This is a genomic window from Thalassospira profundimaris (genome assembly GCF_003326795.1).
In the GTDB taxonomy this organism is placed as follows: Bacteria; Pseudomonadota; Alphaproteobacteria; order Rhodospirillales; family Thalassospiraceae; genus Thalassospira; species Thalassospira profundimaris_C.
Genome location: NZ_JPWI01000006.1, coordinates 75,944 through 88,052, shown reverse-complemented (window position 1 = coordinate 88,052; position 12,109 = coordinate 75,944). Strand labels below are relative to the sequence as shown.

At 55.7% G+C, this 12,109-nt stretch carries 11 protein-coding genes; 7 read left to right on the top strand and 4 right to left on the bottom strand.

Features of this window, described 5'->3' with window-relative positions:
- Nucleotides 1-16: 16 nt before the first annotated feature.
- From TH30_RS10910 to TH30_RS10880, 7 genes are read left to right on the top strand one after another with little or no spacing between them, the layout of a single operon-like run.
- Nucleotides 17-1,246 carry an NAD(P)/FAD-dependent oxidoreductase gene (locus TH30_RS10910; RefSeq protein WP_114098127.1) on the top strand — a complete coding sequence of 410 codons (1,230 nt, stop codon included), beginning with the start codon at nt 17-19 and terminating at the stop codon, nt 1,244-1,246.
- Nucleotides 1,231-1,866 (top strand): DUF3261 domain-containing protein, encoded by a 636-nt coding sequence (locus TH30_RS10905; RefSeq protein ID WP_114098126.1) that lies wholly within the window; start codon nt 1,231-1,233, stop codon nt 1,864-1,866. Before TH30_RS10910 ends, TH30_RS10905 begins: the two co-directional genes overlap by 16 nt.
- A complete protein-coding gene (locus TH30_RS10900) occupies nt 1,863-3,089 on the top strand; it encodes a beta-ketoacyl-ACP synthase (protein ID WP_114098125.1) in 1,227 nt (408 codons plus the stop codon). The genes TH30_RS10905 and TH30_RS10900 overlap by 4 nt, the downstream gene beginning before the upstream one ends.
- The gene (locus TH30_RS10895; RefSeq protein WP_114098124.1) at nt 3,086-3,583 is read left to right on the top strand and encodes a hotdog family protein; all 498 of its coding nucleotides are present in this window, start codon (nt 3,086-3,088) and stop codon (nt 3,581-3,583) included. The genes TH30_RS10900 and TH30_RS10895 overlap by 4 nt, the downstream gene beginning before the upstream one ends.
- Nucleotides 3,580-4,305 carry a 3-oxoacyl-ACP reductase FabG gene (gene fabG / locus TH30_RS10890; protein ID WP_114098123.1) on the top strand — a complete coding sequence of 242 codons (726 nt, stop codon included), beginning with the start codon at nt 3,580-3,582 and terminating at the stop codon, nt 4,303-4,305. Before TH30_RS10895 ends, fabG begins: the two co-directional genes overlap by 4 nt.
- Nucleotides 4,302-5,531, top strand: a complete 1,230-nt coding sequence (locus tag TH30_RS10885) for a beta-ketoacyl-ACP synthase (RefSeq protein ID WP_114098122.1) — start codon at nt 4,302-4,304, stop codon at nt 5,529-5,531. The genes fabG and TH30_RS10885 overlap by 4 nt, the downstream gene beginning before the upstream one ends.
- Nucleotides 5,532-5,561: 30 nt before the next feature.
- Nucleotides 5,562-6,515 (top strand): D-2-hydroxyacid dehydrogenase family protein, encoded by a 954-nt coding sequence (locus TH30_RS10880; RefSeq protein ID WP_114098121.1) that lies wholly within the window; start codon nt 5,562-5,564, stop codon nt 6,513-6,515.
- Nucleotides 6,516-6,691: 176 nt separating this feature from the next.
- On the opposite strand, the gene atzF is transcribed toward TH30_RS10880, so the two are convergent.
- Genes atzF through TH30_RS10855 form a run of 4 tightly spaced genes read right to left on the bottom strand, consistent with a single transcriptional unit; the run spans nt 6,692 to nt 12,107 of the window.
- A complete protein-coding gene (gene atzF, locus TH30_RS10870; protein WP_114098120.1) occupies nt 6,692-8,476 on the bottom strand; it encodes an allophanate hydrolase in 1,785 nt (594 codons plus the stop codon).
- A gap of 48 nt (nt 8,477-8,524) precedes the next feature.
- On the bottom strand, nt 8,525-10,153 hold the full coding sequence (locus TH30_RS10865; RefSeq protein WP_114098265.1) for a dipeptide ABC transporter ATP-binding protein: 1,629 nt from the start codon (nt 10,151-10,153) through the stop codon (nt 8,525-8,527).
- Between the two features lie 2 nt (nt 10,154-10,155).
- A complete protein-coding gene (locus tag TH30_RS10860) occupies nt 10,156-11,085 on the bottom strand; it encodes an ABC transporter permease (RefSeq protein WP_114098119.1) in 930 nt (309 codons plus the stop codon).
- Entirely contained in the window at nt 11,082-12,107 is a 1,026-nt protein-coding gene (locus TH30_RS10855; RefSeq protein ID WP_114098118.1) for an ABC transporter permease, read from the bottom strand. The genes TH30_RS10860 and TH30_RS10855 overlap by 4 nt, the downstream gene beginning before the upstream one ends.
- Nucleotides 12,108-12,109: the final 2 nt, after the last annotated feature.

Sequence of the window (12,109 nt, the reverse complement as noted above, 5' to 3'; positions counted from 1 at the left end):
GAAAGGAAGAACACAAATGCGCGATTGCGATGTTGCGATTATCGGTGCCGGACCGGCGGGTGCGGTTGCAGCCAAGTTTCTGCATGATGCCGGGCTCAGTGTTATTGTCCTGGAAGCACAAACCTTTCCACGTTTTGTGATTGGCGAAAGCCTTTTGCCCAATTGCATGAATATTCTTGAACGTGCAGGTCTTCTGGATGCTGTCGAAGAAGCCGGGTTCCAGTTCAAAAATGGTGCTGTCTTTGAACGCGGCCCGCAATATCAGGCCATCGATTTTCGCGAGAATTTCGAAACCGACGGCTGGGGAACAACCTTTCAGGTCCAACGCGCCCGGTTTGACAAAATCCTGACCGATCATGCGACAAATGCGGGCATTGATATCCGTTTTGGTCACAAGGTAACCCGTGCCGAACTTGCCAAGGGCGAATGCCAACTGACATTTGAAAATGATCAGGGCGCGGTCGAGCATCTTCGATCCGGATTTGTCCTTGATGCCAGTGGTTACGGACGCGTATTGCCCCGCATGCTGGGCATTGCACGGTCGGACCATTCGACAGAGCGGCGGGCACTCTTTACCCATATTCAGGACAACATTACCGATCCGGACTATGACCGGAACAAGATCCTGATTACGGTTCATCCGACCCATCATGAAATCTGGTATTGGCTGATCCCGTTTTCGGACGGCACGTCATCGGTCGGGGTTATCTTTCCGGACCAAGACCCCAAATGGTCAGCCATGGAACAGCAGGATATCTTTGACACACTGATCAACGAGACCCGACTGGGCACGTTGCTGGCCGACGCCAAACCAACCCGGCCGCTGAATGCGATTGCCGGGTACAGTGCCCAGTCCGACCAGCTATTCGGGGATGGGTATGCCCTGCTGGGTAATTCCGCCGGGTTCCTTGATCCCGTTTTCTCATCGGGGGTAACCATCGCCCTGCAGTCAGCCGAAATGGCCGCCAAGGTTCTGATCGAACATCATCAGGGCAAAGACGTGGATTGGCAAAAGGACTATGCCGACCCGCTCGAAAAGGGGGTTGCGACCTTTCGTTCCTATGTTGACGCATGGTATGACGAGCGCCTTCAGACGATCATTTTCAATCAGCCGACCGACGACACACAGATCAAGCGCATGGTTGTCTCGATCCTTGCCGGTTACGCCTGGAATATCGACAATCCACTGGTAAGCAAAACCGACCATTACCTTAAGATGTTGCACGACCTATGCGATCAGTCCTGACCTTGTTGACCGCCGTGATGCTCGGTGCATGTAGTACGCAAATATCGACCAGTTCCACTTCGGAAATGGCGCGGACAAGTGCGTATAACGTGATCGTGCTTGATCAGGTCAGTGGTGCTGCGCTGACACTTCCCGATCAGCCCTGGCTGAAAGACACGGTCATCAATGTCACCCAGCAGGTTTCGGCAAAATGGAAGAACCCGCCCCCCCAATCCGGGCAGGATCGCGCAACCTTTATTGCCCGCATTGCCATCAATGCCGACCGCGTCAAAATCACGGTACTTGACGATCTGGGACGCCGTGCCCTTGATATCGACTGGACAGAAAATGCACTTGATATCACCACCGCAGACTGGGTTTCCGGAATGGTTGACGGGCGTCGCCTGCTTGCCGATATGATCATGACCTATTGGCCGGTCGATGTTGTGCGCAGCGCCCTTGGCACTGATTTGTCGATTTCGGAGACAGGCAACAAACGCATGATCAAGACCCAAAATGATGGCGATATCTTCATGCAGATCAACCGTCCTGATGGTGATCCCTGGCAGGGTCAGGCAACGTTGCGCAATTTGGCACTTGGCTATGATCTTGCCATTAATTCAAGGCGGATGACGCCATGAACGTGACCGAAAAACCCGCATTTCTGTCCGCGTTGGGCATGGTATCGGCCCTCGGTACGGGGATCGCCCAATCATCGGAAACGCTGTTTGGTGATCGCCCGGCAGACATGCGTCTGCATGAGGACTATCTGGTTGGTGAAAGCACCATATTGGGGACTTTTACCGGGGCGGTTGATCCTTTACCCGATCATCTTGGTCATTACGATACGCGCAACAACCGTTTGCTCTGGACTGCGGCAAACCAGATTTCTGACGAAATTTCCGATGTTATTGCAACATTTGGCAAGGACCGGGTCGCTGTCATTCTTGGAACGAGTACATCAGGGATCGAAGAAGGCACTTCTGGCTATCGCGACCGGCTGACGACCGGCCATTGGGCGGAAAGTTTCCGTTATGAGGATCAGGAAATCGGATCACCTGCCGAATTCCTGCGCGATGCGCTTGATCTGCAAAACCAGGCCTATGTGATTTCAACGGCATGTTCATCAAGTGCCAAGGCGTTTGGCGCGGCCCAGCGCCTGATCCGGGCGGGTTTGTGTGATGCGGTTCTGGTTGGCGGTGTTGATAGCCTATGCCGCCTGACCGTGCGCGGTTTCCATTCGCTGAGTTCGGTTGCAACAGGCATCTGTAATCCGCTGAGTATCAATCGTGACGGGATCAATATTGGCGAAGGGGCAGCATTGTTTGTCATGCGTCCGGATCGCGGCAAGATTGCTGTTATGGGGGTCGGCGAAACGTCCGATGCCCATCATCCGAACGCACCACATCCTGACGGGATCGGGGCGATGGCGGCAATGCGCGCAGCCCTTGAACAATCAGGTTTGCCAACAGACGCCATTTCCTATGTCAATCTGCATGGTACAGCGACCCCGCTTAATGACAGCATGGAAGCCCGCGCGGTTCACACCATATTTGATCACCCGGTCGCAGTAAGTTCCACCAAACCAATGACCGGTCACACCCTTGGTGCGGCGGGGGCGATCGAGGCTGCAATTCTTTGGTTGTCGCTCAACCAGATGCATGATGGTGCACCGCTGCCCCGCCATATCTGGGATGGTGTTATTGATCCCGGGATTCCTGCCATCAATCTGGTCGAAACCGTCGGTCAGCGTCTTGCGCCAGCTGATCAGTCTGCAATGATGAGCAATTCCTTTGCCTTTGGCGGCAGCAATGTGTCCGTAATTCTCGGGCGCGGTTTTAACAATAGTGGCCCGTCATCATGAATGAACATTCTGCCATCCCTGCTGTTGATGAACTGGTCCCGCATGCATCCCCGATGCTGCTGATTGACGAGGTATGTTCGGCTGATCCGCAAACACTCCATGCCCGCGTCACCATTCACAAAAACAGCATGTTTTTCGAGGAAGGACTTGGGGTTCCGGCCTATGTCGGGATTGAATATATCGCGCAGGCCGTTGCCGCCTATAGCGGCTGGCGCGGCAAGCAGGAAGACCCGACCTCGCCGCCCCGGATCGGCTATCTTCTGGGAACGCGCAAAATGACCCTTGCATGCGATTGGTTTCAGGCTGGCAGTTGTCTTGATGTCTTTGTAAAAAACATCTTCGAAGATGAACAGATGGGCGTCTTTGAAGGCGAAGTCAGAAACAGGGAAACTGTTCTGGTCTTTGCACAGATCAATGTCTATCAGCCCGCTTCGGAAAACGACGCACAACAAGAAAACACGACGACCATTAATCAGGACACGGCAAAGCCATGACAGAAACCATACTGGTAACCGGTGCCAGCAAAGGCATTGGTGCCGCCACCGCAAGACGCCTTGCCCGCGACGGATTTGACGTCATCGTGCATTACAATTCCGATCAGATTGGCGCGCAAAAGGTTCTTGATGATGTCATTGCGACTGGTCGTCAGGGCCGTCTGATCTGCTTTGACATTGCAGATCGTGACGCAACACGCACCGCGCTTGAGGAAGATATCGCACAATTTGGCGCGCCTTATGGCGTGGTTCTCAATGCCGGTCTGACGCGTGACAATGCCTTTCCCGCACTTGAAGATGAAGATTGGGACAGTGTCTTGCACACCAATCTTGATGGCTTTTACAATGTCCTGAAACCCGTGATCATGCCGATCATCCAGCGTCGCAAAGGTGGACGTATCGTTGCACTGACGTCGATTGCCGGACTTGCTGGCAATCGCGGTCAGGTGAACTATGCCGCATCCAAGGCGGGTATCATTGGTGCGGTTAAATCGCTGGCACTTGAACTTGCCAAACGCAAGATCACCGTCAATGCCGTGGCACCGGGGGTTATTGAAACGCAAATGACCGATGACCTGCCCGAAGACGAGGTCAAGGCCATGATCCCGATGCGTCGTTACGGCACCGCTGATGAAATTGCGGCAACCGTGGCCTTCCTGTGCAGTGCCGATGCGTCCTATATCACCCGGCAGGTCATCAGCGTGAACGGGGGGATGCTATGACCAGACGGGTTGTTGTAACCGGCATGGCCGGGATCACCGCATTGGGCAATGACTGGCAAACCATTTCATCACGGATGAATGCGGGTGAAACCGGCATCAAACGCATGGATGAATGGGACGGGAAATATGATCTCCGAACCCGCCTTGCCGGTCCGGTAGAAGATTTCAGCCTTAAGGGGAAGTTCAACCGCAAACAGCTGCGCAGCATGGGCCGCGTTGCCCAGATGTCGGTTGCCGCAACCGACCGGGCACTTGAAATGGCGGGCCTGCGCGACGAAAAATCAATCCTGCAGGGGGGACGCCTTGGCATTGCCTATGGGTCTTCATTCGGAAGCACCCCGCCCGTTCTTGGCTTTACCCGACTGATGGAAACCGGTGACAGCAACGCGATTACCGCGACCAGCTATATCCAGATGATGAGCCACACATCAGCGGTCAATATTGGTGTCCTTTATGGTATTTGCGGGCGGATCATTCCCACATCAACCGCCTGTACATCGGGCAGCATGGGGATCGGTTATGCCTATGAGGCCATCAAATACGGGATGCAGGACGTCATGATTGCCGGTGGTGCCGAAGAACTTTGCCCCACCATGGTGGCCGTGTTTGATACCCTGTTTGCCACCAGCGACAATAACGATCATCCGGAAATCACCCCGCGCCCCTATGATCAGAACCGTGATGGTCTGGTGATCGGTGAAGGGGCCGGGACCCTGATCCTTGAAGAATATGAACATGCCGTCGCGCGCGGTGCGACCATCTTTGGCGAGATTGTCGGATTTGCATCCAATTCCGATGGGGCACACATCACCCAGCCACAGGCCGACAAGATGGAAATCGCCCTGCGCAAATCGCTTGAAGATGCGGGCCTGTCACCGGCTGATATCGACATCGTCAACGGTCACGGCACCGCAACCGATCATGGCGACCTCGCAGAAAGCAAAGCCACGCGCGCCGTGTTTGAACGTGCCGTTCCGATCCATACCCTGAAAGGTCATTTTGGCCATACTCTTGGGGCATGCGGCGCCATTGAAGCCTGGCTTGGTCTTGAGATGATGCGCGAAGGAACCTTTGTTCCGACCGCAAACCTTGTGACCCCCGACCCCGATTGTGCCGAGCTTGACTATATCCGGGACAAGCCGCGCGCCATTGCTGCGGAATATCTGATGAGCAACAATTTCGCCTTTGGCGGTATCAATACGTCACTGATCCTTGCCAGAGCGTAAAACGCGGGCCGAAACGGGAACGACCACACTATGCGCATTGCCATTCTTGACGATTACCAGAATCTTGCCCTGCAAGCTGCGGACTGGTCAGGCGTGACTGCTCACGGCGAAATCACGGTGTTTAATGACACGATCATTCATCCGGATGCCCTTCGTGATCGTTTGATGCCCTTTGATGTCTTGTGCGTCATGCGCGAACGCACCCCGATATCCGGCGAACTGATACGCGCATTACCAAACCTGAAACTGATTGTGACGACCGGCAAGCGCAATGACGCGATTGATGTCGCAACTGCCAATCAACTTGGCATCACTGTTTGCGGCACAGAAAGCCCGTCCACCGCAACACCTGAACTGACCTTTGCCCTGATGCTGGGACTGGCGCGCAATATCGTCGACGAGAACGCTTCCATGCGCGGTGGCGGTTGGCAGATTGGTCTTGGACAGGACCTTGCCGGTTCGACACTGGGGATCGTTGGTCTGGGACGGCTTGGCGCAAAGATTGCCAAAATCGCGCAGGCCTTTGAGATGCGTGTCACTGCCTGGAGCGCCAACCTGACCAGAGAACGCTGCGAAGAACTGGGAGTCGAATACATGGACAGCAAGGAAACCCTTTTGCGTGATGCCGATTTCGTCACCATTCATCAGCGTCTTTCGGACCGGACACGCGGGCTGATCGGCAGTGCTGAATTCGCACAGATGAAGAAAACCGCCTTCCTGATCAACACATCACGCGGACCGATTGTCGATGACGTTGCCCTGATTGATGCCGTTAACAAGGGCGAGATCGCAGGCGCCGGAATTGATGTCTATGACCGCGAACCTTTGCCGCCATCGCATCCGCTGCGCAAATGTGAGCGGTTGTTGTTGACACCCCATCTTGGCTATGTCACGCGCCACACTTGGGAAGTGTTTTACGGTCAAACCGTTGAGGCCGTTCTGGCATGGATCAATGGAAAGCCGATCCGCGTCAGTTCCGATTGAGTATCCTTGTGCTGCGACCAGCCCCACGATAGCCCCATCGCCCGGTGCATATCCGGCCGATACGGTCTTTGGCGTGAAGGAAAGTCTGGTCGCGCCGTTTGACAAAGTTGATAACGGCACGACCATTTGGAAATCCACATTTGATTTCGTGCTAGCACCGCACAAAACCCGATAGCTTAGCCCGCCATCTTGGTGATAAAGGCACGCCAGCTTCCAAGATCGGTGATTTCGGTTGCACCGACCAGACCGGCACTTTCACACAGGAAGCCCTTCTCGAAGGTGCCATCTTCAAGCTCTACCGAGCCAAGACATAACGGGGACGGAATCCCGGCAAGGAAACCACCGACTTCCGATTTCGGCAATGCCCAAACCTCGACCTCAATCGCAGCTCCCCCCTCCGCAACCGCGACCATGCCCGGACGTTTGGGCGGACCACCGGCAAGAGCGTAGAAGCTGTATTTTGCGGCCGTCTTGGTTTTGCGCAGCAACCGTGCCCCGCGCCCGGTCAATTCGGGATTAAGTGGCAGGCCCAACATATGCGCCCCACAAACCACCATGCCGATTTCATCGGCCCCGACCGTATCAGAAGGAAGCAACGGTTTAGCCCGATCCCAACCGGTCGCACCAACCATGCCGTCTTCCATACGCGCTGCCAGCGAGGCAACCATGGCATCTTCGCCCTTACGCGCAAGGATGGTCAGACTGCCCGGGCGGCCATCGCTGCGCGCCCCCGTGGGCACGGCAATCCCGCACATATCAAGCAAATTGACGAAATTGGTATAGGTCCCCAGACGGGAATTCGGCCCGATCGGATCGGCGGTAATATCCTCGACCGATACGAAATGCGGAATGGTCGGCACACAGATAGCATCAATCCCGGCCATCGCAAATTCGCATTCCCGCGCCAGATCCTTAAGGCGATACATACCGTTAAAGGCATCGGCAGCTGAAAGCTTTAAACCCGGTTCAAGAATGGCGCGCGTGGTTGGATGCATGGTTTCGGGCTTTTCGGTCAGACGCAATCCAACCGCGGCAACCCGTTCTGCCACCCATGCGCCTTCATAAAGCATCTTCGCGACATTGTAGAACGGCGTGAAATCGATCTCGGTGACTTCGCATCCAAGCTCGGACAGCTTTTTGACGTCCTTGTGGAAATGGCTGGCCTGAATGTCATCGCCAAATGTTTCAAGGGTGTTGGCATTGGGCACGGCAACCCGCGTCGGTACAACAGAGCACAACCCGCCCATTGCCGGGAAGTCGCGGGAATAGGCATCCTTGGGGTCATATTTCGCGGAAACCTCGAACACGTCCCACGCATCTGACACGTTCAACGCAAAGATCGAAATCGTATCAAGGGTACGACAGGCCGGAACCACCCCGCTTGCCGAAAAGGCACCAAGGGTCGGTTTAAGGCCGACAATGCTGTTTAGCGCTGCGGGTACACGCCCCGACCCCGCCGTATCGGTTCCAAGCGAGAATGTCGCAATCCCGTGCGCAACCGCAACGGCTGATCCCGACGATGAACCACCGGGCACAATTGCTGGATCAACCGCATTCAGTGGCACCGGATAGGGGCTGCGCACCCCGACAAGACCCGTTGCGAACTGATCAAGATTGGCTTTGCCAAGGCAGATCGCACCGGCCGCACGAAGCTGGGCCACTACAAATGCATCACGCGTCGCATCATAGGCAAAATCAGGACAGGCTGCCGTAGTTGGCATGCCAAGAACATCGATATTGTCCTTGGCGACATAGGGCACTCCCCAAAGAGGACGTCCGTCATAACTGCCAAGTTCCCTGGCCGCGGCAAGGGCTGCATCGCGTGCAGTATGAATAAAGATGCCCGGATCATTGGTGGCATCCAGTCGACGAAACGCCTCTTCGATGACTTGCGTCGGACTCACACCTGATGCGTATGCCTGCCGCAGGGCGGCAAGTGTAAAAGGAAGATCAGCAATCATTTTTGCATTCCGTCTGTGGCGTAATTGAAGTTTGAAGGCAGATATCGGTCAGGCGATTTCACGTTCCGGAGCCTGTGGGGCGGCCGAAAGCAATTCGCGGGTATAGGCATGTTGCGGGGTTTCCATCACGGTCGCGACCGGACCGGATTCAACGATTGCACCGTTCTGCATGACGATGACGTGATCACACAGCAACCGCACAACGTTAAGGTCATGACTGACAAACAGGTAACTGATACCAAGACGCACACGAAGATCCGCCAGAAGGTTCAAAACCAGCGCCTGGATCGACACATCAAGGGCAGCGGTCGGTTCATCAAGGATCAGAAAATCGGGTTCAGTGGCAAGGGCGCGCGCAATTCCCACACGGGCCTTTTGCCCACCGGAAAGCTGATGGGGAAACCGGTCCAGAAGATGGGCAGGGAAGCCGGTCATTTCGGCCAGTTCCTCGGTCCGTTTGGTCACCGCATCCCCGCGCATCCCCATCAACCGGTATAATGGGTCGGCAATGGCCTGGCGGGCGGTAAAGCGCGGATTGAGGCTATCCGTTGCATCCTGAAAAACCATCTGGATTTTCGAACGCAACGGATGCCTGGCAAAGCTCGCCGCCGGGAGGCTGGCAATATCTTCGCCACGGTAAAAGATGCTGCCCGATGTGGCATCAAGCAACCGTACCAGCATTGAGGACGTGGTCGATTTTCCACAACCGGATTCACCGACCAGACCGACACTTTCGCCTTCGTGGATGGTAAAGCTGATTTTCTTGACCGCATGAACCGGGCCGCTTTTGCCCTGATAGGTCTTGGCAAGATTGACCACATCAATCAGCGGCTTCTGACCAACCACATGCGGCGCAAGCTCGGTGCGTTCTCCTTCCGGCAACAAGGCACGGATCGAACCGGTCCGGCGTGGCGTGGCATTGACCAGTTTGCGGGTATAGGCATGTTGCGGATCGGTAAACAGGGTCACCGGATCACCAGCCTCGACGATCAGGCCATCCTTCATCACGACAATCCTGTCGCAATATTGCGATGCCAGTCCAAGGTCATGGGTGATCAGGATTGATGACATGCCGCGTGCACGCACCAGATCATCGACCAGATCCATCACCGCCTTTTGGGTGGTGATATCAAGCCCCGTGGTCGGTTCATCGGCAATGATCAGTTTCGGATCGCACGCCAGCGCAAGGGCAATCACCACGCGCTGACACATGCCACCCGAAAGTTCGAACGGATAGGCCTCATAACGGGCAGCGGCATCGCGGATTTTAACCGCTTCGAGTGCTTCAATCGCCTTGGCTTTGGCATTGTGGCGGGTTGCCCGGCTATGACGGCGCAAAACGTCTTCGATCTGATGGCCGACCTTGCGGATCGGATTGAGTGCTGCGCGCGGGTTCTGGAAAATCATACTGATTTCACGCCCGCGAATGTCACGCATATCGCGTTCGGATGCATTGCGAAGATCGATCCCGCTATAGATCGCATCCCCCGCCTTGATCTGTCCACCGGCATCAAGAATGCGCATCAGCGCATAGGACGTCACCGACTTGCCCGATCCACTTTCCCCGACAATGCCAAGGCGTTCGCCCTTTGCCAGTTCGAAATCGATCCCTTTGACTGCGTTGACTTCGCCGTTTCGCGTCCGGAAGGCAACGCTTAATCCCTTGATCGAAAGCATGATCATGTCCTCCGGCGGGGATCGACGATATCGCGCAGTCCATCGCCCATCAGGTTAAAGGTCAAAACCGCAATCATCAGTGAAAGCCCCGGAAACAGTGCCAGCCACCATTCGCCCGAAACGATGAAATTCGCGCCTTCGGCCACCATGATCCCCCATTCCGGGGTCGGCGGGCGGACACCCAGCCCGATGAAGCTGAGCCCTGCGGCATTCAGGATCGCCCAACCCAGATTAAGCGACACCTGCACCATCATCGGCGGCAGCGCATTGGGGAAGATGTGAAAGGCCAGAATGCGCGCATCACTATTGCCCGAAAGCTTGGCGGCAAGGGTAAAGCCCGCATTGCGACGAATATTGACCTCGGCCCGGACCAGTCGGGCATAGAACGGGATATTGATGATCGCGGTTGCGTAAATGATGTTGGCAACCGAATTGCCAAGGGCCGCAACCACCCCCATCGCGAGAACAAACAGCGGAAAGGCCATGATGGTATCAAGCACACGGTTCAGCGTAATGTCCGTCCAGCCGCCGCGATACCCGGCAACCGCGCCAAGGAATGATCCGATCACAAAGGACAAGGCAACAGCGGCCACCGAAATCACCAGATCAAGACGGGTTGCCACCACCACACGGCTAAACACATCGCGGCCCAGATTGTCGGTCCCGAACCAGTGGGCAAAGGATGGCGGCTGCAGGACGCTGCTGGCATCGGTGGCAAGTGGATCATAGGGCACGATCATCGGACCAAAGATCGCAGCAAAGATCAAAATCCCGAACATGGCAAAGGCAATGCCCGTCACCGGATTTTCACGCAGCACATAGATCAGATGGGCAAAGGCACCCGATTTCGATTTTGCCGGGGTCACGGGGCCATTGGCCGTCGCCACTTGAACCGATGCGGCATCAGACGCGGATGAAACGATCTTGTTCATTTGCCAGATGTCCCGAAACGCGGATCAATCAGCGAATAGGCCAGATCAATCACCAGATTAAGGAAGACGAAAAGAAACGCCATCGCCAGGACAAATCCCTGAACCGCGGCATAGTCCGAAACAATCAGGGCTTCGACCGCATATGATCCGATCCCCGGCCAGGCAAAGACCTTTTCGACCAGTACATTCGCGCCCAGTACAAAGGAAAACACCATGCCTAGCGTGGTTACGACCGGAAGCAGCGCATTGCGAAACGCATAGCCATAAAGAATGCGACCCGATCCAAGGCCCGCCGCACGCGCGGTCCGGATATAATCCGATGACAATGCCGAAAGCATCGCGGCACGGGTCATGCGGGCAATCGGGGCCAGCGTAAACAGCGCCAGCGTCACCGCTGGCAGGATCAATTGTTTAAGTGCGCCGAACCATGTTTCCCAATCCCCGTCCAGTGCCGCATCAATCAGGAAGAAGCCGGTCACATGGGGCGGATCAAGATAGATGAAATCAAGTCGCCCAAGCGGGGATGGCGAAACGCCCAGCAGATAATAGAAAATGTAAATCAGCATCACGCCGGTGAAAAAGGTCGGAAGCGAAACCCCCATGGTCACCAGCAATCGACAGATCTGGTCAATCCAGCTTCCCGGTCGCGTTGCCGCCAGAACACCCAGCGGCACAGCTACCAGACAGGACAGCAAAAGCGCACTTAACGTCAATTCAAGCGACGCCGGAAGTCGGCTTGCAAGTTCGGTCAGAACCGGTCGCCCGGTCGAAACCGACTGCCCAAGGTCCCCCTGAAACAATTGCCCCAGATAGACCACGAACTGTTCTGGCAGGGGTTTATCAAGACCAAGCTTCGCCCGTGTTTCTTCGATGGTTTCGGGCGTTGCCATGATCCCGGCAAACTGGACAGCCGGGTCACCAGGCAAGGCGCGCGTCAGGACAAAGCTGATAACGATGACCCCGAACAGGACCGGAATGGCCTGTGCGATGCGCGTCAAAACGCTGGTTCCCCGGACTGCCATGA